The 22598-nt window shown below is 70.1% G+C and carries 21 protein-coding genes; 5 read left to right on the top strand and 16 right to left on the bottom strand.

The window, feature by feature from the left end; genetic code table 11:
- Window positions 1–119: 119 nt before the first annotated feature.
- Window positions 120–1841, bottom strand: coding sequence for a transcriptional regulator (locus IE226_RS45545; RefSeq protein ID WP_190086697.1), 1722 nt, complete (start codon window positions 1839–1841; stop codon window positions 120–122).
- Between the two features lie 206 nt (window positions 1842–2047).
- Here IE226_RS45545 and IE226_RS41445 point away from each other — a divergent pair, with 206 nt between their 5' ends.
- Window positions 2048–2578, top strand: coding sequence for a DUF4232 domain-containing protein (locus tag IE226_RS41445; protein WP_190086696.1), 531 nt, complete (start codon window positions 2048–2050; stop codon window positions 2576–2578).
- Between the two features lie 138 nt (window positions 2579–2716).
- Complete coding sequence (locus IE226_RS41440) at window positions 2717–3601, top strand: NAD(P)-dependent oxidoreductase (protein WP_190086695.1); 885 nt, start codon at window positions 2717–2719, stop codon at window positions 3599–3601.
- Window positions 3602–3615: 14 nt separating this feature from the next.
- Here IE226_RS41440 and IE226_RS41435 read toward each other — a convergent pair whose 3' ends face one another.
- From IE226_RS41435 to IE226_RS41405, 7 genes are all read right to left on the bottom strand, one after another.
- Window positions 3616–4593, bottom strand: a complete 978-nt coding sequence (locus IE226_RS41435) for a zinc-binding dehydrogenase (RefSeq protein ID WP_190086694.1) — start codon at window positions 4591–4593, stop codon at window positions 3616–3618.
- An 89-nt stretch (window positions 4594–4682) separates the two neighbouring features.
- Window positions 4683–5675, bottom strand: a complete 993-nt coding sequence (hemB, locus tag IE226_RS41430; protein ID WP_268251323.1) for a porphobilinogen synthase — start codon at window positions 5673–5675, stop codon at window positions 4683–4685.
- A gap of 142 nt (window positions 5676–5817) precedes the next feature.
- Window positions 5818–7476 (bottom strand): bifunctional uroporphyrinogen-III C-methyltransferase/uroporphyrinogen-III synthase, encoded by a 1659-nt coding sequence (locus IE226_RS41425; protein ID WP_190086693.1) that lies wholly within the window; start codon window positions 7474–7476, stop codon window positions 5818–5820.
- Window positions 7473–8432: a hydroxymethylbilane synthase gene (gene hemC, locus IE226_RS41420; RefSeq protein ID WP_190086692.1), complete on the bottom strand. Its 960-nt coding sequence runs from the start codon at window positions 8430–8432 to the stop codon at window positions 7473–7475. The genes IE226_RS41425 and hemC overlap by 4 nt, the downstream gene beginning before the upstream one ends.
- Window positions 8429–10180 carry a glutamyl-tRNA reductase gene (locus tag IE226_RS41415; RefSeq protein ID WP_190086691.1) on the bottom strand — a complete coding sequence of 584 codons (1752 nt, stop codon included), beginning with the start codon at window positions 10178–10180 and terminating at the stop codon, window positions 8429–8431. Before IE226_RS41415 ends, hemC begins: the two co-directional genes overlap by 4 nt.
- A complete protein-coding gene (locus IE226_RS41410; RefSeq protein ID WP_190086690.1) occupies window positions 10177–10932 on the bottom strand; it encodes a redox-sensing transcriptional repressor Rex in 756 nt (251 codons plus the stop codon). The genes IE226_RS41415 and IE226_RS41410 overlap by 4 nt, the downstream gene beginning before the upstream one ends.
- 304 nt (window positions 10933–11236) lie before the next feature.
- The gene (locus IE226_RS41405; RefSeq protein WP_190086689.1) at window positions 11237–11515 is read right to left on the bottom strand and encodes a glutaredoxin family protein; all 279 of its coding nucleotides are present in this window, start codon (window positions 11513–11515) and stop codon (window positions 11237–11239) included.
- A gap of 136 nt (window positions 11516–11651) precedes the next feature.
- Here IE226_RS41405 and IE226_RS41400 point away from each other — a divergent pair, with 136 nt between their 5' ends.
- The 3 genes from IE226_RS41400 (at window position 11652) to IE226_RS41390 (ending at window position 15210) form a co-directional block, all read left to right on the top strand.
- On the top strand, window positions 11652–12611 hold the full coding sequence (locus IE226_RS41400; RefSeq protein WP_190086688.1) for an HAD family hydrolase: 960 nt from the start codon (window positions 11652–11654) through the stop codon (window positions 12609–12611).
- Window positions 12612–12912: 301 nt separating this feature from the next.
- On the top strand, window positions 12913–13704 hold the full coding sequence (locus tag IE226_RS41395) for an ECF subfamily RNA polymerase sigma factor, BldN family (RefSeq protein ID WP_190086687.1): 792 nt from the start codon (window positions 12913–12915) through the stop codon (window positions 13702–13704).
- 267 nt (window positions 13705–13971) lie between these two features.
- Complete coding sequence (locus IE226_RS41390) at window positions 13972–15210, top strand: DUF5667 domain-containing protein (protein WP_190086686.1); 1239 nt, start codon at window positions 13972–13974, stop codon at window positions 15208–15210.
- 67 nt (window positions 15211–15277) lie between these two features.
- Here the strand turns inward: IE226_RS41390 and IE226_RS41385 are convergent, their stop codons facing one another.
- The 8 genes from IE226_RS41385 to IE226_RS41350 form a co-directional block, all read right to left on the bottom strand.
- A complete protein-coding gene (locus IE226_RS41385; protein WP_190086685.1) occupies window positions 15278–16363 on the bottom strand; it encodes a lysophospholipid acyltransferase family protein in 1086 nt (361 codons plus the stop codon).
- 14 nt (window positions 16364–16377) lie between these two features.
- Window positions 16378–17424 (bottom strand): NAD-dependent epimerase/dehydratase family protein, encoded by a 1047-nt coding sequence (locus IE226_RS41380; protein WP_190086703.1) that lies wholly within the window; start codon window positions 17422–17424, stop codon window positions 16378–16380.
- A 369-nt stretch (window positions 17425–17793) separates the two neighbouring features.
- A complete protein-coding gene (locus IE226_RS41375; RefSeq protein WP_003948845.1) occupies window positions 17794–17892 on the bottom strand; it encodes a 30S ribosomal protein bS22 in 99 nt (32 codons plus the stop codon).
- Between the two features lie 126 nt (window positions 17893–18018).
- Window positions 18019–18228, bottom strand: coding sequence for a helix-turn-helix domain-containing protein (locus tag IE226_RS41370; RefSeq protein ID WP_157869005.1), 210 nt, complete (start codon window positions 18226–18228; stop codon window positions 18019–18021).
- Between the two features lie 132 nt (window positions 18229–18360).
- Window positions 18361–19176, bottom strand: coding sequence for a phosphatase (locus IE226_RS41365; RefSeq protein ID WP_190086684.1), 816 nt, complete (start codon window positions 19174–19176; stop codon window positions 18361–18363).
- 146 nt (window positions 19177–19322) lie between these two features.
- Window positions 19323–20498 carry an acetoin utilization protein AcuC gene (locus tag IE226_RS41360; protein WP_190086683.1) on the bottom strand — a complete coding sequence of 392 codons (1176 nt, stop codon included), beginning with the start codon at window positions 20496–20498 and terminating at the stop codon, window positions 19323–19325.
- On the bottom strand, window positions 20449–21666 hold the full coding sequence (locus IE226_RS41355; protein WP_190086682.1) for an MFS transporter: 1218 nt from the start codon (window positions 21664–21666) through the stop codon (window positions 20449–20451). The genes IE226_RS41360 and IE226_RS41355 overlap by 50 nt, the downstream gene beginning before the upstream one ends.
- Before the next feature lie 172 nt (window positions 21667–21838).
- Complete coding sequence (locus tag IE226_RS41350) at window positions 21839–22483, bottom strand: HAD family hydrolase (protein ID WP_190086681.1); 645 nt, start codon at window positions 22481–22483, stop codon at window positions 21839–21841.
- Between the last annotated feature and the right edge of the window lie 115 nt (window positions 22484–22598).

The following is a 22598-nucleotide window of genomic DNA, read 5'->3' as shown; positions in this document are numbered from 1 at the left end:
CGACTCCTTCGGTTGTCCGGCAGATTAGGCATGTCCGTGCCCCGTACAGATGTCATTTCGCGATACGGACAGAACCTGATGCGCCGGACACCCGCCCCCGGCCGCTACTGCTATGCCCCTTACGGCTCCTGGATGTTGTCGTCGTCGCGGTTCGTCTTCGTCCACTTCTTGGTGTCGAGCGAGTACCCGTAGACGGGACGGTTCTTGTCGCCGCTCGTGGCGAACGGCCGGCCCGTGTCGTCGATGCGCACCGTGCCGTGCCGGCCGCCGCTCGACCACTCCAGCTCCAAGTACCACCGTACGTATCGGGCGTTGGCAGTCGCGTTGACGTAGAACGCCTCGGGGTCGCTCGCGCTCACCTTGTAGGGGAAGCCGTCGCCCGCGTTCTGGGGGGTGGGGCGGGGCACCGACGCGTCCAGGTTGACGTCGAAGGAGTGCTTGGGCACGTTGCCTCCGCAGCCGACGCCGAGGTACCCCATCTTGTAGTTGTTCCACGCGAGCGGCGCGTCGGTGCCGGCGACCCGGACGTTCAGGGACTCCAGGACGACGGTGTCCTCGCCCGTGCCCTGGACCGTCAGCTTCACGGTCTGTTCCCCGGCGGAGACGGCGCCGTTCGCGGACACCCAGCCGGAGGCGTCCTGTTCGTTGGGGGGCGGGGAGAGTCTGGCGGGGTCCTTGTCGACGAGGTAGGGGTGGCCGCAGGGGTCCTGCCAGTACTGGGCCAGGGTGGATACGGTCACCGGGACGCCGCCCCGGCCGGAGTCGCCCTTGCCGCCGCCTCCGGTGCCGGGGGCCGGTGTCTCGCCCCCGGAACCCTTGTCCTCGCCCTTCGGCTTGCCTGACGGAGTCGCCTCCTTGCCCGGCTTGCCCTGCTTGGATTCCTTCCCGGTGGGCGAGGCCGATCCGGAGGCGGCAGGGCCGTCCGGGCCGCCCTTCCGCTTCCCGTCGTCGGCGCTCGGGGAGTCGGTGGACACCTGGTCGCTGCCACCGCCGTCGGTCGCGGCCTGCACGGCGACGGCGGTGACACCGAGGGCGATCAAGACACCGGCGGCGACGAGGACACGCCCCCGGGTCAGCCGCCGCCCCTCGCGCGGGGCCGCCACCGCGGGGGCCGATCCGATGACGATGCCGGGGGGTTCGTCCTTGGGTCCGCGAGCGGAGGAGCTTCCGCCGTGGGAGTGCCCTTCACGGGAGCCCTCGCCACGGGAGCCCTCGCCACGGGAGTCCCCGGCACGGGGCCTCGCACCGTCAAAGTCCCCGCCCCGAGAGCCCGCACGGGAGCGCTCGTCCCCAGGACCACCGCCAGCAGCCCCACCGGACGCCAAGCCACCGGACCCCGCGTCACCGAGCCCCGCGTCACCGGAGGCCGAACCGCCGGACCCCGCGTCACCCGCCCCCGCACCACCGGACCCCGAGCCACCGGACCCTGCACCACCGGCCCCCGATTCTCCGACCCTCGCGCCACCGGACGCCACGTCACCCGACCCCGAGCCACCGCCCCCCGACTCTCCCGACCCTCCGGAATGCGCAGCAGCCGCATCACTGGGCGCAGGTGCCGCCCCCTTGCGCTCGCGACCGGGCTCGCGCTCGCGATCACGCTCGCCTCTCGTCGCGTCCGCCAGGATCCACCGCCGGTGGACCTCGACCATCTCCTGCCGCGAGGCCCCGCACACCCGGGCAAACCGCTCCAGCGGAGCGAACTCCGTCGGTACGGCCGCCCCGCTCACATAGCGGTGCAGCGTCGACGTCGACACATGCAACCGCTTGGCCAGCGCCCCGTAACTGAGCCCCGACCGCTCCTTCAACTCCCGGAGCAACTCCGCGAGATCGCCCGCCCCCACGCTCTCTCCATCCCATCCATCCGTTCCATGGAACGGAGTTTCCGCAGATCACAGCCGTGCGAACGTCCCGGCGTCCCCCAACTGCCGTTCCACCCTGTCCAACGGGACAGAACCACGCACAAGCTCTGGGTCATACAAGCACGCCGCGACCCGGGGGCCCCTCGGCGCGGCTCGCGTCTCCCGCATCACACCGAAAAGGATCAGCCATGCGACTCAGCACCAAGGCCGCCGCCGTTTCCGCGGCTCTCACCGCCGCCCTCTCGTTCACCGCGCTCGGTGGCGCCGCCTCGGCCGCCGCCCCCGCCGCCAAGTCGGCGCCGGTCACCTGCACCGCGGCCACCACGAAGGTCACCGTGCAGCAGGTCGACCGCCCCATCAACCACCTGCTTCTGAAGGCCAAGAACACCGGCACGAAGACGTGTTACGCGTACGGTGCCCCGTTCCTCCGCTTCGACGAGGGCCAGGCCGCCACTCCGTGGCTCGACGCGAGCAAGCCCCAGGCAGTCGTCACCCTCGAGCCGGGGCAGTCGGCGTACGCGGCCATCGGCACGTCCTCCCCCGAGGGCTCGGAAGGTTCCGTGGCCCACAAGCTGGACGTCCACTTCTCCAACCGCGCGATGAACGGCAGCGTGGGCGGCCCGGCGGCGGCGAAGCTCCCGCAGGACGGGGTCTACGTGGACAGCTCGGCGTTCGTCACGTACTGGCAGACGTCGGCGGCGGACGCACTGACCTGGTGACCGGCGGGCGGGCATAAGGGCAGGGCACACACACCTCCCGGTAAGTACGCACAATAAAGTCGGTACTTGTCCGCTTCCCCGGCTATGGGAAGGATCGGAGGTGTTCCCACCCACACCTCCGATCGGAGTACCCCTGCCATGCCCGCACAGCCCGCCCAGTCCCCCGTAACCGTCCTCGGCCTCGGCCTCATGGGCAGCGCGCTGGCCGCCGCGCTCCTCAAGGCGGGCCATCCCACCACCGTGTGGAACCGCACGGCAGCCAAGACGGGCCCCCTCGCGGCGCAGGGGGCGGCCCCGGCCGACACGGCGAAGGACGCGATCGAGGCCGCCCCCCTGGTCATCGTCTGCCTCACGACCAACGACAGCGTGCGCAGCCTCCTGGAGCCCGAGGCGGCCGCCCTCAAGGGCCGCACCCTCGTGAACCTCACGAACGGAACGCCCGCCCAGGCAAGGGAGTTGGCGGCCTGGGCCGCGGACCACGGCATCACGTACATCGACGGCGGCATCATGGCCGTACCGCAGATGATCGCGACGCCCGGCGCGTACATCCTCTACAGCGGCACCGACGAAGCCGCCTTCGCGACGCACCGCCCCACCCTCCAGGCCCTCGCCGACACCAAGTGGGCCGGCAAGGACCCCGGCCTCGCCGCCCTGTACGACCTCTCCCTGCTGACCGGGATGTACGGGATGACGATGGGCGTGGCGCAGGCGTACGCGCTGATCGGCAGCGAGGGCATCCCGGCCCGCGAGTTCGCGCCGCTGCTGAGGGACTGGGTCGCGGCGATGACGGACGCGATCGTGCCGGAGACGGCCACTGCGGTCGACGCCGGTCAGCACCTCACCGACGTGTCCAACCTCGCCATGAACCGCGAGGCGTTCACCAACTTCCTCCAGGCGTACGCCGAACAGGGGCTGCGTACCGACCTGTTCGAGCCCTTCCAGGGCCTTCTCGACCGCGCGGTCGACGAGGGGCACGGCGCCGACGGTCTCTCCCGCCTGGTGACCCTGCTCAAGCAGTCCTAGGCGCCCGGTCGGCCCTACGGGACCAGCACGACCTTCCCGGTCGTCTGCCGCCGCTCCATGGCAGCGTGGGCCTGTGCGGCCTGCGCCAGCGGGAACACCTGCACCGCGGGCACCAACTCCCCCTTGGCGGCGGCCTCAAGAGCCCGACGCTGTTGGTCGGGGCCGTCCTCGGGACGCGCGAGCAGCTGCATCAGCGCGTTGGTGACGGTGATCCCCCGCTCCTCCACCACATCCGCGTCCGGCTCGAACCCTTCCTGCGAGGACCAGCCGATGACCACGTACCGCCCGCCCCTGCCGATGAGCCCGAACGCGGCGGCGGACTTCTCGCCGCCCACCCCGTCCAGTACGACGCTCACCGCACGCCCGTCGAGCCGCTCCCGCACGAGGTCCGCCCAGCCGGGCTCGTTGTAGTCGACGGCGAGGTCGGCGCCGAGTTCCCAGACGGCCTCGACCTTGTCGGTCCCGCCCGCGGCGCCGATCACCACCGCCCCGACGGACAGGGCGTACTGCACCACGAGCCGTCCGACACCACCGGCGGCGGACGTCACAAGCACCACGTCGTCGGAGGTGAGCCGAGCGGCGTCCAGGAGCCCCATGGCCGTCGCGCCGGTCATCACCATGGTCACCGCGGCCTCGAACCCGAGCCCGTCCGGCACCTCGTGCAGCTGCGCGAGGTCGGCCACCGCGAGTTCGGCGTAACCGCCCGGCGCACTGCGCGGGGTCACGACGGCCCGGCCAAGCCAGGCGGCGTCCACACCGGGGCCCACCGCGTCGACGATCCCCGCGACTTCCCCGCCGAACACGGAGGGCAGCTCGGGCAGCGGTGGCGCCATGTCGCTGGCCTCGCCGCGCCGCATGACGGTCTCGACGTGGTGAACTCCCGCCGCGCGTACGGCGATCCGCACCTGGCCCGGCCCCGCGAGGGGGTCGGGCCAGGCCTCGTACGTCAGGTTCTCGGCGGGACCGAACTCGTGCAGGACGACAGCGTGCATGGTGTGCTCCTCGGACATCGGAACGTCGATGCACACCATCCTGGAACCTCAAGCAAACTTGAGGTCAAGCCCGTCGTTCGGGCGGGGTCTCAGAGCCTCCGCGCCACCTCGGTCGCCCAGTACGTGAGGATCATGTTCGCGCCCGCACGCTTGATGCCCGTGAGCGACTCCATGATCGCCTGGTCACGGTCGATCCAGCCGCGCTCGGCGGCGGCCTCGATCATCGAGTACTCACCGGAGATCTGGTACGCGGCGACCGGCACGTCCACGGCGTCGGCGACCCGCGCCAGGATGTCCAGGTAAGGCCCCGCGGGCTTGACCATGACCATGTCGGCGCCCTCTTCGAGGTCGAGCGCAAGCTCCCGCAGGGACTCACGGGTGTTGGCCGGGTCCTGCTGATAGGTCTTGCGGTCACCCTTGAGGGAGGAACCGACGGCCTCGCGGAAGGGGCCGAAGAAGGCCGAGGAGTACTTGACGGTGTAGGCCAGGATGGACACGTCCTCGTGCCCGACCTGGTCCAACGCGTCGCGGATGACCCCGACCTGACCGTCCATCATGCCGCTCGGGCCCACCACGTGGGCGCCCGCGTCGGCCTGGACCTGCGCCATCTCGGCGTACCGCTCCAGGGTGGCGTCGTTGTCGACGCGCCCCTCGGCGTCCAGGACACCGCAGTGTCCGTGGTCGGTGAACTCGTCCAGGCACAGGTCGGACATGACGATGAGGTCGTCACCGACCTCGGCGCGCACATCGCGCAGCGCGACCTGGAGAATCCCGTCCGGATCGGTGCCGACGGTCCCGGCCGCGTCCTTCTTGTCCTCCTCCGGCACTCCGAAGAGCATGATCCCGGAGACGCCGGCCTCCATCGCCTCGACGGCGGCCTTCTTCAGGCTGTCGCGGGTGTGCTGGACGACGCCGGGCATGGCACCGATCTCCACGGGGGAGCTGATTCCCTCGCGGACGAACGCGGGCAGGATCAGGTCGGCCGGGTGGAGGCGCGTCTCGGCGACCATGCGCCGCATGGCGGGGGTCGTCCGAAGGCGGCGGGGCCTGGCCCCGGGGAAGGATCCGTACTTGGTGGTCACTGTCTCTCTCACCTCACGCTGTGTCTGGCACTCCGGCCCGCCCCAGACCCAACCTCAAACGCCGGACAGGCTGGGATATCCAGCCTGTCCGGCGTTTGAGGACGAACTCGGCGAAGCCGGTGATTAACGGTACGCCTGAGCCTCAGGGTGCCGTACGCCGCCTACGGGATCCGGGCCGCCGCTCGCTGGGCCGGGTGACGGGGTCCCCCGCCTCCAGAGCGGCCATACGACGCCGCGTGCCGAACTCGGCAAGCGCCTCGGCCAGCTTGTGGACGGAAGGCTCCGGAGCCATCACGTCCACCCGGAGCCCGTGCTCCTCCGCGGTCTTGGCGGTGGCGGGACCGATGCACGCGATGACGGTCACGTTGTGCGGCTTGCCGGCGATGCCGACGAGGTTCCGCACGGTCGACGAGGACGTGAAGAGCACGGCGTCGAAGCCGCCGCCCTTGATCGCCTCACGCGTGTCCGCCGGGGGCGGCGACGCGCGCACCGTCCGGTAGGCGGTCACGTCGTCGACCTCCCACCCGAGGTCGATGAGCCCGGCGACCAGCGTCTCCGTGGCGATGTCGGCCCGCGGCAGGAAGACACGGTCGATCGGGTCGAAGACCGGGTCGTAGGGCGGCCAGTCCTCCAGGAGACCCGCGGCCGACTGCTCGCCGCTGGGCACCAGGTCGGGCTTCACGCCGAAGGCGATGAGCGCCGCGGCCGTCTGCTCGCCGACCGCCGCGACCTTGATCCCGGCGAAGGCGCGCGCGTCGAGCCCGTACTCCTCGAACTTCTCGCGTACGGCCTTGACGGCGTTGACGCTGGTGAAGGCGATCCACTCGTAGCGGCCCGTGACGAGCCCCTTGACCGCGCGCTCCATCTGCTGCGGCGTCCGGGGCGGCTCCACGGCGATGGTCGGCACCTCGTGCGGCACCGCGCCGTAGGAACGCAGCTGGTCGGAGAGCGAGGCCGCCTGCTCCTTCGTGCGCGGCACGAGCACCCGCCACCCGAAGAGCGGCTTCGACTCGAACCACGACAGCTGGTCTCGCTGGGCGGCGGCGGACCGCTCGCCGACCACGGCTATGACGGGCCGGCCTCCGTCGGGCGAGGGCAGCACCTTCGCCTGCTTGAGGACCTGCGCGATCGTGCCCAGGGTCGCCTGCCACGTGCGCTGCCGCGTCGTCGTACCGGCGATGGTGACCGTCATGGGGGTGTCCGGCTTGCGCCCGGACGACACCAGTTCACCGGCCGCCGCGGCCACGGAGTCCAGGGAAGTCGACACGACCAGGGTCCCGTCGGACGCTCCCACCTCGCTCCAGCAGCGGTCGGAAGCGGTGCGCGCGTCGACGAAACGCACGTCGGTGCCCTGAGCGTCGCGCAGCGGAACACCCGCGTAGGCGGGTACACCGACCGCCGCCGCGATGCCCGGCACGACTTCGAAGGGGACGCCTTCGGCGGCGCAGGCGAGCATCTCCTCGGCCGCGTACGTGTCGAGGCCGACGTCGCCGCTCACGGCACGCACGACCCGCCTGCCGCCCCTGGCCGCCTCCATGACAAGATTGGTCGCGGCTCGCACAGAGGTCGCTTCGGCGATCGCTGATGCGTCGTCAACTACCCCTGGCCGAGGTGTGTCCACACCTCCCCTGGCATGCTCGCGGACGACGTCGAGCACATCCGGCTCGGCGATCAGTACGTCCGCTCGGGCCAGCGCCTCCACGGCGCGCAGCGTGAGTAGTCCCGGATCTCCGGGTCCGGCACCAAGGAAGGTGACGTGCCCGTGTGCGGGAAGGCCGGGAAGGTTCGAGGTGGGGCTCAAAGTGCTCGCTCCCCCATCAGACCGGCCGCGCCCTTGGCAAGCATCTCGGCAGCGAGTTCACGGCCGAGCGCCAAGGCTTGGTCATGCGTCTCGGGCACGGGACCGGTGGTGGACAGCTGCACCAGCGTCGAGCCGTCGGTTGCCCCGACGACGCCGCGCAGGCGCATTTCCTTGACAATCTGCCCGTCGGCCAACAGGTCGGCCAGCGCTCCCACAGGTGCGCTGCAGCCGGCCTCCAGGGCGGCGAGCAGGGATCGCTCGGCGGTCACGGCGGCCCGGGTGTACGGGTCGTCGAGCTCGGCGAGCGCGGCGGTCAGTGACGCGTTGGACGCGGCACATTCGATCGCCAGTGCCCCCTGGCCGGGGGCGGGCAGAACTGTGTCGACCGACAGGAAGTCGGTCACCTCGTCGATCCTGCCGACGCGGTGGAGTCCGGCGGCGGCGAGTACGACGGCGTCGAGCTCGCCCTTGTGCACGAATCCGATGCGGGTGTCGATGTTCCCGCGGATCGGCACGGTCTCTATGGCAAGCCCGTGGTTGCGGGCGTAGGCGTTGAGCTGCGCCATGCGGCGGGGCGATCCCGTGCCGACGCGTGCGCCGCTCGGCAGCTCCGGGAACGTCATCCCGTCGCGCGCGATGAGCACGTCACGGGGGTCCTCGCGCGGCGGCACCGCGGCCAGGGCCAGATCGTCCGGCTGCGCGGTCGGCAGGTCCTTGAGCGAGTGGACGGCGAAGTCGACCTCGCCGCCGAGCAGCGCGTCGCGCAGGGCGGTCACGAAGACGCCGGTGCCGCCGATCTGCGCCAGGTGCTCACGGGACGTATCGCCGTACGTCGTGATCTCCACGAGCTCTACGGGGCGGCCGGTCAACCGGCGTACGGTCTCGGCCACTTGCCCGGACTGGGCCATGGCCAGCTTGCTGCGCCGTGTCCCGAGCCTGAGTGCCCTCTCGGTCATGCCCGGCCTCGATTCGGATCTGTCGCTGATGCGTTCTGGTCGTTCTGGTCGGTGATTTCGTTGATCTTGTCGGCCCTGCTGACGGCGGCGACCGTCTGCGGGTCGAGGTCGAAGAGGGTGCGCAGCGCGTCCGCGTACCCGGCGCCGCCGGGCTCGCCGGCCAGCTGCTTGACCCGCACGGTGGGTGCGTGGAGGAGCTTGTCGACGACGCGGCGGACGGTCTGGGTGATCTCCGCGCGCTCCTTCTCCGCGAGTCCGGGGAGCCGTCCGTCGAGCCGCGCCATCTCGCCGGCTACGACGTCGGCGGCCATGGTGCGCAGCGCGACCACGGTCGGCGTGATGTGCGCGGCCCGCTGTGCGGCGCCGAAGGCGGCGACCTCGTCGGAGACGATCGCGCGGACCTGCTCCACGTCGTCGGCCATCGGGGCGTCGGCGGACGCGTCGGCGAGCGACTCGATGTCGACGAGGCGCACGCCCTCGATGCGGTGCACGGCCGCGTCGATGTCGCGGGGCATGGCCAGGTCGAGCAGGGCGAGCAGGACGTTGCCCGTCTCGACGAGCGAGGGCCTGCGGCGGTTCTCGGGCACCCGTCCGGTGGCGGCGACGGTCGCGGCGAGCGCGGCGATGGTGTCGGCCTCGTGCTGCGGGTCGTCGCGGCGCGCGGCGGGAGCGTTGTCCACCCAGGCGGCGTGCTGTTCGAGGGTCGCGGCGTCCATCCCGGCCACGGCGTCCTCGCCCATGACGGAGAAGCCGACGCCGCGGGGCACGGCGGCACCGTCGCCGGAGAGCCCGAGCGGGCACGCCTCGTCGGTGTCGGTGCCAGAGGCGGTGTCGTACGGAGCGGAGGGGGACGCGGAACCTGTCGCGGGTACACGCGGTGCCGGTGCGCCCACCGTGACGGACGCGCCCGTGCGGTCGGCGACGCCGGCCGCGACGGCTTCGGCGGTCAGTACGAGGCCGGTGGCGCCGGTGCAGGAGACGGCGACATCTGCACGTGTCAGTTCGGCCGCCACCTCGTCCATCGGCACGGCGCGCGCCACGGTGCCGGTGGCGCCCGCGGTCAGGATCTCGGCCAGGCGGTGGGCCCGCTCGAAGGTGCGGTTGGCGACGACGACCTCGTCGATCCCGGCCCGCGCGAGCGTGGCCGCGGCGAGCGAGGACATCGATCCGGCGCCGATGACCAGGGCGCGCTTGCCCTTGACCCAGGTCTCGACCGGCTCGCGCCCGGCGAGCTGTTCGAGGCCGAAGGTCACGAGCGACTGCCCGGCCCGGTCGATGCCGGTCTCCGAGTGCGCGCGCTTGCCGACCCGCAGGGCCTGCTGGAAGAGGTCGTTGAGCAGGCGCCCCGCGGTGTGCAGTTCCTGGGCGCGCGCGAGGGTGTCCTTGATCTGGCCGAGGATCTGGCCCTCGCCGACGACCATCGAGTCCAGACCGCAGGCCACCGAGAACAGATGGTGGACGGCCCGGTCCTCGTAATGGACGTAGAGATAAGGAGTGAGCTCCTCCAGGCCGACCCCGCTGTGCTGGGCCAGCAGCGTGGACAGCTCGGCGACGCCCGCGTGGAACTTGTCCACGTCGGCGTAGAGCTCGATGCGGTTGCAGGTGGCGAGCACGGCGGCTTCGGCGGCGGGCTCGGCGGCGAGGGCGTCCTGGAGGAGCTTGGCCTGCGCGTCGGCGGCCAGGGCGGCCCGCTCGAGCACGCTCACCGGAGCACTGCGGTGACTCAGCCCTACGACGAGAAGACTCATGCCGGCATCACGGCGGGGACGTCCCCGTCGGGTCCTTTCCGCTGCTGCTTGGCGGCGACGGGCGGCACGACACCGTCGTCCGAGGCTTCCTCGCCGGCCTTGCGCTGCTCGTGAAAGGCGAGGATCTGCAGCTCGATGGAGAGGTCCACCTTGCGTACGTCGACGCCGTCGGGCACGGAGAGAACGGTGGGCGCGAAGTTCAGGATCGAGGTCACTCCGGCGGCGACGAGCCGCTCGCAGACCTGCTGGGCGGCGCCCGCCGGGGTGGAGATGACGCCGATGGAGACGCCGTTGTCGCTGATGATCTTTTCGAGGTCGTCCGTGTGCTGCACCGGCATGCCCGCGACGGGCGTGCCCGCCATCGCCGGGTCGGCGTCGATGAGCGCCGCGACACGGAAGCCGCGCGAGGCGAACCCGCCGTAATTGGCGAGCGCCGCGCCGAGGTTACCGATGCCGACGATCACGACGGGCCAGTCCTGCGTCAGGCCGAGCTCGCGGGAGATCTGGTAGACGAGGTACTCGACGTCGTAGCCGACGCCGCGCGTCCCGTAGGAACCGAGGTAGGAGAAGTCCTTGCGCAGCTTCGCGGAGTTGACTCCCGCGGCGGCCGCGAGCTCCTCGGAGGAGACCGTGGGCACCGAGCGCTCCGACAGTGCGGTGAGGGCTCGGAGGTACAGCGGAAGCCTGGCGACGGTGGCCTCGGGAATCCCTCGGCTGCGGGTCGCCGGTCGGTGAGTTCGGCCAGTTGCCACGGTGCTCCTGCGGGTAGAGCGGGGCTGCAGGCGGTCACACGTCCCCAGACCGCCCCGTCGAATGCAGGCTATGTCTTTGTGAACGCGTGCACAAAGATAGTGTCCGATTTGCCCGGCCAACGTGACCGGGGTCACGCGCCCCCGGCGCGCATTTGCGGAACCGGCGCACAGGGAGCGGCGTTGCTCATTTGATGGGGGCAAAACCGCACACTCTCCTCACGATCATCGCCCCCGAGACCAAACCGCCCACGATCCTAAGGGACCATTCGGGCTGTTTGGACTCGTCGGTCAGTCACGATCGGGACTACGGAGCGAGCTCGCGACGCAGCCGGTCTTCGTCGACGCGCCAGAAGGTGTGCTGCTCCCCGTCGACCAGAACCACCGGGATCTGTTCCCAGTAGGCCCGGTTGAGCTCTTCGTCCCGCGTGATGTCCTTCTTCTCCCACGCGACTCCGAGATCGCCGCAGACCTTCTCGATCACCAGCTGTGCGTCATCACACAGATGGCAGCCGGGCTTGCCGATCAAGGTGACCGTCCGGTCCGCGGGCTTCTTCTTCTCCGTACGGCGAAAAATCGGGCTCATGACCCCATTCTCGCCCCGCCGACGCGCCGCACGCCCCGCGATCCGCCCGCCCGTTTAACGGTGCGGTCGCGGAGAGTTCACGGCGTGGAATCCTGCCGACTCCGGAACGACCGAACGAACTAGCTATGCTCACGACATGGCCGCTCTCGGATGGCTCACCCCCCGTAGGCGCTCCGCCACCGCGCGGAGCGTGTTGGCAGGCGAGGCCTCGGCTGAGGCAGCGCGCAAGACCTCCCAGGAGCTGGAGGCGCTCGACGACCTGGCCGCGGCCGCAGCGCCGGAAGCGCCGGCGGAACCGGCGGAACCGGAATTCCCGGTCGTCGGCGACGACAAGGCCGCCGCCTTCTTCGACCTCGACAACACCGTGATGCAGGGCGCCGCGATCTTCCACTTCGGCCGCGGGCTCTACAAGCGGAAGTTCTTCGAGCGCCAGGAGCTGGCCCGATTCGCGTGGCAGCAGGCGTGGTTCAGGCTCGCGGGCGTCGAGGACCCCGAGCACATGCAGGACGCCCGCGACAGCGCGCTGTCCATCGTCAAAGGCCACCGCGTCGCCGAGCTGATGTCCATCGGCGAGGAGATCTACGACGAGTACATGGCCGAGCGCATCTGGCCCGGCACGCGCGCCCTCGCCCAGGCCCACCTGGACGCGGGCCAGAAGGTCTGGCTGGTCACGGCCGCCCCGGTGGAGACCGCGACGATCATCGCCCGCCGCCTCGGCCTGACCGGCGCCCTCGGCACGGTCGCCGAGTCCATGGACGGCATCTATACGGGAAAGCTCGTCGGCGAGCCCCTGCACGGCCCCGCGAAGGCCGAGGCGGTCCGCGCGCTGGCATCGGCGGAGGGCCTGGACCTGGCCCGCTGCGCGGCGTACAGCGACTCGCACAACGACATCCCGATGCTCTCGCTCGTCGGGCACCCGTACGCGATCAATCCCGACGCCAAGCTGCGCAAGCACGCGCGCGAGCGGGACTGGCGCCTGCGGGACTACCGCACCGGCCGCAAGGCGGCCAAGGTCGGCATCCCGGCCGCCGCGGGTGTCGGCGCCCTGGCGGGCGGCACGGCCGCGGCCATCGCCCTGCACCGCCGCCGCCACTGAACATTCTCTCGGTCATACCCCGGCCCGGCTCCAGCCAGTCACGTTGGTACCACTCGACCACAACACGCACCACGCTTAGCCGGAATGTGACCCATTTCGATCAATAAGCGTTCACTCTGCGCTACTTGAACGGGCATCGACCGGTAACAGAAGCGACGTAATCGGTGATTTGAGCAACTGGGTGTAGTGCCGCCTGTACGAAGCGTTATTCTCCTCAGACGCATTACGGACCCCACACGTCGCTACGACGGGTGAACGGTTCCGCACTGCACGTGATGGAAGCTCTGCCTCTGGGAGTCCCGTGTACCCACACGTCGGGGTTGACGCCTCGGGCCTGGCTACGCTGCGCGCAACGGTCGCCGACCGCTTGCGCGGCTTCGTCCCCACCGCGTACGCCGGCCCCGCCGTCCCCGCATTTGCCGTCCCCACACCCGCCGGGCCGCTCTACGCCCTGGCGGACAGCGGCGCGGCGGTCAGCAGACGGGCTCGTTCCGCCTCTGCCGCCACCTCAACCCCCACCCACCGCCGTCCCGCCGCGGACAGCGACAGCGCCCGCATGATGGAACTCGTCGAACGCGCCCAGGCGGGCGAGTCCGACGCCTTCGGCCGTCTCTACGACCAGTACAGCGACACGGTCTACCGCTACATCTACTACCGCGTCGGCGGCAAGGCGACCGCCGAGGACCTCACCAGCGAGACCTTTCTGCGCGCCTTGCGCCGTATCAGCACGTTCACCTGGCAGGGCCGCGACTTCGGCGCCTGGCTGGTCACGATCGCCCGCAACCTGGTCGCCGATCACTTCAAATCGAGCCGTTTCCGCCTCGAAGTGACCACCGGCGAAATGCTCGACGCGAACGAGGTCGAGCGCAGCCCCGAGGACTCCGTCCTGGAGTCCCTCTCCAACGCCGCACTGCTCGACGCCGTGCGCCGCCTCAACCCCCAGCAGCAGGAATGCGTGACCCTGCGCTTCCTGCAGGGCCTCTCGGTCGCCGAGACCGCTCGGGTGATGGGCAAGAACGAGGGCGCGATCAAGACCCTCCAGTACCGCGCGGTCCGCACCCTCGCCCGGCTCCTGCCGGACGACGCGCGCTAGCGCCGAACCACACCGATAGCCCTCTGTAGCCCTACGGAGTCTCCAACTCACCCTCCGTCGCGGCCAGATGGCCGTCGCGGAATTAGGGCGGTCCGATCATCCTCCGTCCGTAACCCAAGTGCCGCGACGCTCGTTGTGCGGGATGCAGGCTCCCTGTGGTCGCCCCCTGATTACCTCCGCTCACTCGATCGTGTGGAAGTGCTCAGGTCGTGCAACCCTCAGGACCCCCTGGGGAGTCGACCGTCATGACGAGAGGAGGTGCCGCCAGTGATCGCGAACGTATCGGCACACCGGCGGGCGAACGCCTTCGCCCAAGCCCTTGAGGAGCAATCCGACCAGGGCCCGGCGGCCGAGCAGACCGAAGGTTCCGTCACACCCGATTCCGCGCCGTCCGAACAGACGGCTTCGGAGCGGATGTTGACGCTCGCGAACGGCCTCGGCGAGCTGCCGAAGCCGGAGCTGGATCCCGAGGTCAAAGTGGTCCAGCGGGCCCAGCTCGTAGCCGCCATGGAAGCCATGCTCCTCGAGGGCACGGCCGCGGGCGGTGGGACCATCGGCACCTCGGTGCCCGAACAGCGGTCCCGCAAGGGCGCCCATCGGGCCACGGGGCTGCGCAAACTGAAACCGCGCTCCAGGCTGTCGAAGGGCATCGCCGCGGGCGGGCTCACCGTCGGCGTGGCCGCGGGGGCGTTCAGCGGCGTGGCCGCCGCCAGCTCCGACGCACTGCCGGGCGATTCGCTGTACGGCCTGAAGCGCGGCATGGAGGACCTCAAGCTCGGCATGGCCGACGGCAACAGCGACAAGGGCGGGATCTATCTCGACCACGCCTCGACGCGCCTGAACGAAGCCCATCGGCTGATGGAGCGGGGCCGCTCCGGCGAGCTCGACCACGAATCCCTGAACGAGATCAGGCGGGCCCTCTCCGGCATGCGGCACGACGCCACGGAAGGCCACCGCCTCCTGCACGAGGCGTACGAACGCGACGGCTCGCTCGGTCCCATGCAGACCCTGTCCGCCTTCTCCGAGTCACACCGCCGAAGCTGGCGCGACCTGCAGAGCAGGCTGCCCGTCCAGCTCGGCGACGTGGGCGAGCAGGTGAACTCGGTCTTCGACGCGATGGACCAGGAAGTGGAGCCGCTGCGCTCCCTCTTCCCCCGCACCCCGGACAAGGACGACACCTCCAGCCGGCCGAGCCAGGGCGGGTCCTCCGGCTCCTCGACCCCGGACAGCCCCTCGGCCCCGGACTCCTCGCCGCGGGACGGGACGAGCGCCGACAAGGGCGAGCCCCGCCCGTCGGCACCGGACAAGGGCGAGAGCGACGGTCTGCTGGGCGGCAACACTGGGGGCCTTCTGGAGCCCCCGAAGTCCGACGCCACCCCGACCAGCCCGTCGGACGGCGACACGGCCGGCAAGGAGACCCCGACCCCGAAGCCGGACGTCACGGTGCCGCCGATCCTGCCCGGCTTGCTGCCGGGCCTCGGGATCGACGAGGAGGACGCGCAGTAGACAGCTGCAAGCGAGCGCCGGAGGGTCCGACGAATCGGACCCTCCGGCGCTCGTTTCTTCCGGCCCTTCAGAAGAACACGGACCGCCGCTGCACCAGCAGCTTGTACAACGTGTGCTGGATCTGCTCCCGGACCTGATCGGTCAGGTTGAACATCAGCATCGGATCCTCGGCCGCCTCCGGCGGATACCCGTCCGTCGGAATCGGCTCCCCGAACTGGATCGTCCACTTCGTCGGCAGCGGCAACGCCCCCAGCGGCCCGAGCCACGGAAACGTGGGCGTGATCGGGAAGTAGGGGAAACCGAGGACCCGCGCCAGCGTCTTCGCGTTGCCGATCATCGGGTAGATCTCCTCCGCCCCCACGATCGAGCACGGCACGATCGGCGTCCCCGCCCGCAGCGCGGTGGAGACGAACCCGCCGCGCCCGAACCGCTGCAGCTTGTAGCGCTCGCTGAACGGCTTCCCGATGCCCTTGAATCCTTCCGGCATCACCCCGACCAGCTCGCCCCGCTCAAGCAGCCGCTCGGCGTCCTCGGCGCACGCCAGCGTGTGCCCCGCCTTGCGCGCCAGCTCATTGACCACCGGCAGCATGAAGACGAGGTCCGCCGCGAGCAGCCGCAGATGCCGCCCCGCGGGGTGGTTGTCATGCACGGCGACCTGCATCATCAGACCGTCGAGCGGCAGCGTCCCGGAGTGGTTGGAGACGATCAGCGCCCCGCCGTCGGCGGGGATGTTCTCGATGCCCTTCACCTCTACGCGGAAGTACTTCTCGTACAGCGGCCGCACGAGGGACATCAGGACCTGGTCCGTGAGCTCCTCGTCGTAGCCGAAGTCGTCGACCTCGTAGTCGCCCGTGAGCCGCCGGCGCAGGAACGCGAGGCCTCCCGCGATGCGCCGCTCCAGGCCGCCGCCACCGCCCCGCGGCTCCGGCACGGCCCCGGCCGCTGCCCCCGGCCCCGCGGCCTCCTGCCGCGAAGGCTGCGGCTCGGCCCTTTCCACCTGCGGCTCCCCGTCCTGCTGGCTCGGCATGGCCGTGACGTCACGCACGGCTGCCGGATCGTTCTTGCGCCGGGCCGCGCCCCTGCGCCGCGACGGGCGCTGCGCACCCGCGCGCGACCGGTCGTCGTCGAACGGAATGACCTTGGCGTCCGCCATCGTTGACGCTCTCCTCAGTTGGCGCTCTGGTTGCCCGCGAGGGGCAGCGTGGCGATCCGGTCGATGGCCCCCGCGACGGCCTGCGGCGGCAGAAGTCCCGGACCCCGACTGCGTGCGAAATCCGCGAAGGTCTCCGCGGTCGTGTATTTGGGGCTGAAGCCCAGTGTCTCGCGCATCTGCCGGGTGGCCACGACCCGGCCATGGGTGAGCAGCCTGATCTGTTCGGGCGAGAAGTCCGTCGCGCCCAGGGTGCGCAGCGCCTGGCCGACCCAGGTGATCGCGGGCATGAACACCGGCAGCGTCGGACGCCCCAGGCGCCGCGCGCACTGCGAGAGCAGCAGCGCACCGTCGCCCGCGATGTTGAACGTGCCGCTGTTGAGCGTCCCGCGCTCCGGCTCGCGTGCCCCGAGGCGAAGCACCTCGATCGCGTCGTCCTCGTGCACGAACTGCAGCCGCGGGTCGTAGCCGAATACGGTCGGCAGGACCGGCAGCGAGAAGTACTCGGCCAGCGGGAACTCCGCGGTGGGACCCAGGATGTTCGCGAAGCGCAGCACGCAGACCGCCACGTCCGGGCGGCGGCGCGCGAACCCGCGTACGTACCCCTCGACCTCGACGGTGTCCTTGGCGAAGCCACCGCTCGGCAGCGACTTCGGCGGGGTCGTCTCGGTGAAGACCGCGGGGTCGCGCGGAGCGGAGCCATACACGTTGGTGCTCGACTTCACCACGAGCCGCTTGACCGTGGGCGACTTCTGGCAGGCACCGAGCAGCTGCATGGTGCCGATGACGTTGGTTTCCTTCAGCGAGCCGCGATTGCTGCCGGCCAGCGCGGTGCCCGTCACGTCCATGTGCACGACCGTGTCGACGGAGAACTCAGCGAGCACCTTGGCGATCGCGGGCTGCCGGATGTCGGCCTGGACGAAATCGGCACCGCCCAGATGGTGCTCGGGGGGAACCGCGTCCACGGCGACCACCCGGTCGACATCGGGGTCCCGCAGCGCGCGTCGGACGAACCGCCCGCCCAGCGGTCGGGCCGCCCCGGTCACGAGCACGACCTTGCCCAAGATCAGCGCCTGCCTTCCCCAGCCCTCGAAGTCCTGCCGCGCCCCGTCATTTTTCTCCTGGCACACGCTAGCGGGTCGATGTTGCGCTGTGATGACCGCCCGATGCAGGAAGTGACGACAGCCCCGACACAGGCGCACGGACCTGGCCGTATGCCCAGACCAGGACGTACGCCGGATCGGGACGCACATCCTGCCCAGAGCGTACGTTCGAAACAAGCCCCCGAACGGTCCGGTACCGCCCGAAAACCGGCCGGAAGACGCCCCGGCAACCGGCGGGTACCCGAAAACGCCCCTCCCAGCACCCCGAAAACGCCGAAGTCCTCCCGCCGGATGGCGGGAGGACTTCGATGCGCGCTGTACAGCTGTCGCTTACTTCTTGTTGCGACGCTGAACGCGGGTGCGCTTCAGCAGCTTGCGGTGCTTCTTCTTGGCCATCCGCTTACGCCGCTTCTTGATAACAGAGCCCACGACTACCCTCGCTCACTTCTCATCACTCGGTGCGGGGCAGCTGACTGGGCCCACACGACCTACGTCGGCCCTAGCCTACCCGCCCCCGCGTGAGGGACGTAATCGAGGGGGATCGATCGACTCCTGTCAGCCCGCCTCGACCCCTACATAGGACTCGCGGAGGTACTCGTGAACCGCTTGCTCCGGGACCCGGAAGGACCTCCCGACCCGGATGGCGGGCAGATGACCGCTGTGCACCAAGCGGTACACGGTCATCTTGGACACTCGCATCACCGAGGCGACTTCCGCCACGGTCAGGAACTGAACCTCGTTCAGCGGCCTCTGGTCTGCAGCCATGACACCCCACCTGAACCTTCCGCACATGACGGGCACCGGCTTCCCCTTCCGGTGACTCTTCGTCTCTGCGCGCTCACTCACCAGACTAGGGGCGGATGATGCGAGTGGGGAAGAGGAGTAGCGATCGGCCGCCTACTGTGACAGACACGCTCGATTGAGTACATAGCGAGTAAGCGGTCGGTAGTAATCAGATCGCACAGCGTCATCAAGCGGAACGACGACGGACACCTGCCCCTCGGCCTCTCCGACGAACAGCGCGGGATCATCCGTATCCGCCAGACCGATCGCCTCGAACCCCAGCTGACCTGCCCCGCAGACCCACCCGTGGTCCCCGATGACGAGCTCGGGAAGCCGCCCCCCGACGTCCGCGGCGGCCGCGAGCGCGGCCCGAACCGGGAGCGGAGAATGGGTGTGCGCGCCGGTCTCACTCCCGGCCGGACGCGCGCCGGGTTCACGCACCAGCGCGACTCCTTGTACGTAGTCAAGGTTGTACGTGCGTAGGCCGAACCGGGTCGTTATGTCGACACTATTGCCCTGCGCAGGGGTGAGGACGGTGCACCCCGCCGACGACAAAGCGTCCGCCAGCGCGGCGTAGAAGCCGAGGAGACGGTGCGGATGACCCGTCCCGAGAAGCACGGGAAGCCGCCTTCGCGCCGCGTCCGCGAGCCTCTCGGCGAAGGCGTCGAGCGCGGCCAGCGTCCGCTCGGGGTCGATGACATCGGCCCCCGAGGTGTGCCGCGGGTCGGCGGAGACCCCGCACTTGTCCGCCATCAGCCCCAGGAGGTCACCAGGACCCCAACTCCACTCGGGATCGAGCCCCAGCAGTATCCGGGGGTCCCGGGCCGCGAAGAGCCGATAGTTCCGCAGGCTCTCTTCCCGCAGGGTGGCCACGGGCCCGGCAAGGCGGGCAGCCAACAGATGCGCGCGCAACGCTCCGGTGCTCAACACGCTGCGAGCGTGCCGCAGCGAGCTGGCCCGCACCCGCAAAACCCCAAAAATCCCCCACAGTTGGGCTAACAGGCCGATAATCCAGCCCGTCCAACCCGTCAGGCGCCCCGAGGAAATCGCGTACGGGCCTTTCGCGAAGCGCCCCCCTACGGCAGAAGCCCCCGCAACGGAAACGCCGCCCGGCGAGCGGCAAGCACCGCCTGGTCGAGCCGGTCGGCGGGGTCATATCCCTCGGACCAGTCCGCCCAGGAGACGGGCCACCGCCCGTCACTCATCCGCGCGGGGGCCAACTGGCGCGTACGAGCGAAGACTTCCTGCCGCCAGGCCTCCGGAATCATCTCCGCGGGCTCGATCTCCCGCCCCGCGGCAATGGCGGTCAGATGCGTCCAGGACCGGGGCACGACATCCACCACGGCATACCCGCCCCCGCCCAGAGCGACCCAACGCCCCTCGGCGTACGAGTGCGCCAGCTCATGGCAGGCCACCTGCACCGCCCGCTGCGCATCGAGCGAAACGGCGAGGTGTGCGAGCGGGTCCTCGAAGTGCGTGTCGGCCCCGTGCTGAGTGACGAGCACCTGCGGCCTGAACTCCGCGAGCAACTCCGGCACGACAGCGTGGAACGCCCGCACCCATCCCGCGTCCCCGGTCCCGGCCGGCAGCGCCACATTCACCGCCGAGCCCTCCGCAGCCCCGGCGGCCCCGGTCTCCTCGGGCCACCCGGTCTGCGGAAACAGCGTCCGCGGATGCTCGTGCATCGAGATCGTCAGAACCCGCGGATCGTCCCAGAAGGACGCCTGCACCCCGTCCCCGTGGTGCACGTCCACGTCCACGTACGCGATCCGCTCGGCACCCAGTTCGAGCAGGCGTGCGATGGCCAGCGAGGCGTCGTTATAGATGCAGAACCCCGAGGCGGACCCCGGCATCGCATGATGCAGCCCGCCCGCGAAGTTCACCGCGTGCAGCGCTTCACCGCGCCACACCGCCTCCGCCGCTCCCACCGACTGCCCGGCGATCAGCGCGGACACCTCATGCATCCCCGCGAAGGCCGGATCGTCCGGCGTCCCGAGGCCATAGCTGCCGTCCGCCGACGCCGGATCGGCTGAGGCGGCCTTGACCGCGTCCACATAGTCCTCGCGGTGCACGAGCCGCAGCGTCGAGTCACCGGCACGCTTGGCCGCGACGACTTCCACCTCACGGTCGAGCCCGAAGGCACCGACCAGACTTCTGGTCAGCGCGAGCCGGACCGGGTCCATGGGGTGCTCAGGACCGAAGTCATAGCCCGTTACTGCCTCGTCCCACATCAGCTGTGCGCGCCCGCTCATGCCCGTCACCGTATCGGTCCGCTCCCGGGGCGAAGGAACGGGCATACAACAAGGTCGCGAGCACCAACACCATGGGAACGAGCATCGCCGCCCGGTAGTTCCAGGCATCCCCGAGCGCCCCGACCAGCGGCGAACCGATCAGGAACCCCACGTAGTTGAAGACATTGAGCCGCGCGACAGCGGCATCCGAAGCCCCGGGGAAGAGCCGCCCCGCAGCAGCGAAGGTCTGCGGAACGATCACGCACAGCCCGAGCCCGAGCACCGTGAAGCCCAGAATCCCGGTCCACGCGCCGGGCGCCGCCGCCACGATCGCAAACCCGAGAGCGCCCACCACCGACCCGGCCCGCACCACCGCCACGGCCCCGAACCGCCGCACGCCCAGGTCCCCGAGCCCCCGACCGAGCAGGGTCATGACCATGTAGACGTTGTAGGGGACGGTCGAGACCTCCTCCGAACTCCCGAGCACGTCCTGCAAGTACTTCGCGCTCCAGTTGGAGACGGTCGAATCCCCGATGTACGCGAAGGTCATCACCAGGCAGAGCGGCAACAGCAGCTTGAAGACGACGGGCCCGCCCTTCCCCTCACCGGCGGCGCCCGCATCACCGCCCGAGACGGCGTCGACGTACCAACGACTGCCCACCAGCGCCGCCGGCAGCAGCACCACGACCACCGGCAGATAGGAGACGAAGAGCGACAGATCCCAGTGCGCCCCCGCCCACGCGATCGAGGCCCCCACGATCCCGCCCAGGCTGTACGCCGCGTGAAACCCCAGCATGATGCTGCGCCCGTACGTCCGCTGGAGGCTCACCCCGAGCATGTTCATCGAGGCGTCGAGCGCCCCCACCGCAAGCCCGAACGCCCCGAGCGCCACGCCCACGTGCCACAGGGAGTCACCCGCGCCGACCCCGAGCAGCGCCAGGAGCACCACGGGCTGCGCCCACCGCAGCACACGGCTCGGCGGCACCCTCTTGACCAGCCACTCCGTACCCACGCTCCCGACCCCCGCGAGGATCGGCACGGCGGCGAGGAACACCGGCAACAGGCCGTCGGATATCCCGTACCGATCTTGAATGGCGGGAATCCGCGTCACCAGCAACGCGAAGGTGACGCCCTGCACCAGGAAGCTGAACGCCAAAGAGGCCCTGCCGCGCCGCACCTCAACTGTCATGGCTGGAGAGCGTAGGACCCCGGACTACCGGTGGGTAGATAGATCACCCACCCAATTCCCCGGCCTCCGCCGCAAGAGGCGCCCCGAGCCAGACCATGGTGTCGACGGGCAGCGTGTAGGCCCCCACGGCGGCCCGTACGGCAGCCTCACCCGACCTCCCGGCCGGCCCACGTCATACGAGCAGGTCAGCCAACTCCCCCATGTCTCCGAAGAGATCGGTGGCCCCTGTGAGCCGTTCCGCGGGCGTCATGGCGGTGAACCCGAGGACGTCCATCCCCGCCGCCAGAGCGGCCTGGACCCCCAGCGGACTGTCCTCGACGACCACACACTTCTCGGGCGCCACGCCCATACGCTCGGCCGCGTACAGAAAAAGATCCGGCGCCGGCTTCCCCCGCCCCACGTCCTCAGAGCTGAAGATCCGCTCGTCATCGAACCACCGATCGAGCCCGGTCCTCCGATGCCCGACCCGAATTCGCTCATGACTCCCTGACGAGGCCAGGCAGTAAGGCACCCCGCCGGCCACCAACTTCTCCAGTACGTCGACGGCCCCCGCCACGGGCTCCAGCTCCCGCTCGAAAGCCTCGAAGACACGAGCATGGAACGCCACATCAAAATCCCCGGGCAACCGCTGCCCACTGCGCTCGAAAACCAGATCGTGTACGCGATGAACCGCACCCCCCATGTAGTCACGCAGGGAGTCCTCGTACGTGGTGGGGTGACCGAGCTCGGTCAAATAGGCGGCGAGAATGGCGTTGGAAAGCGGCTCGCTGTCCACAAGAACGCCGTCATTGTCGAAGATGACCAGGTCGTATCGCATAACTCGACCCTAAACGCAGAAAACCCCCGCACCCAGAGGGTGCGGGGGTTTCCCGTTAATAATAGTTCGGCGGCGTCCTACTCTCCCACAGGGTCCCCCCTGCAGTACCATCGGC

The organism is Streptomyces longisporoflavus (genome assembly GCF_014649775.1).
In the GTDB taxonomy this organism is placed as follows: domain Bacteria; phylum Actinomycetota; class Actinomycetes; order Streptomycetales; family Streptomycetaceae; genus Streptomyces; species Streptomyces longisporoflavus.
This window is presented reverse-complemented; position numbering and strand designations above follow the sequence as displayed.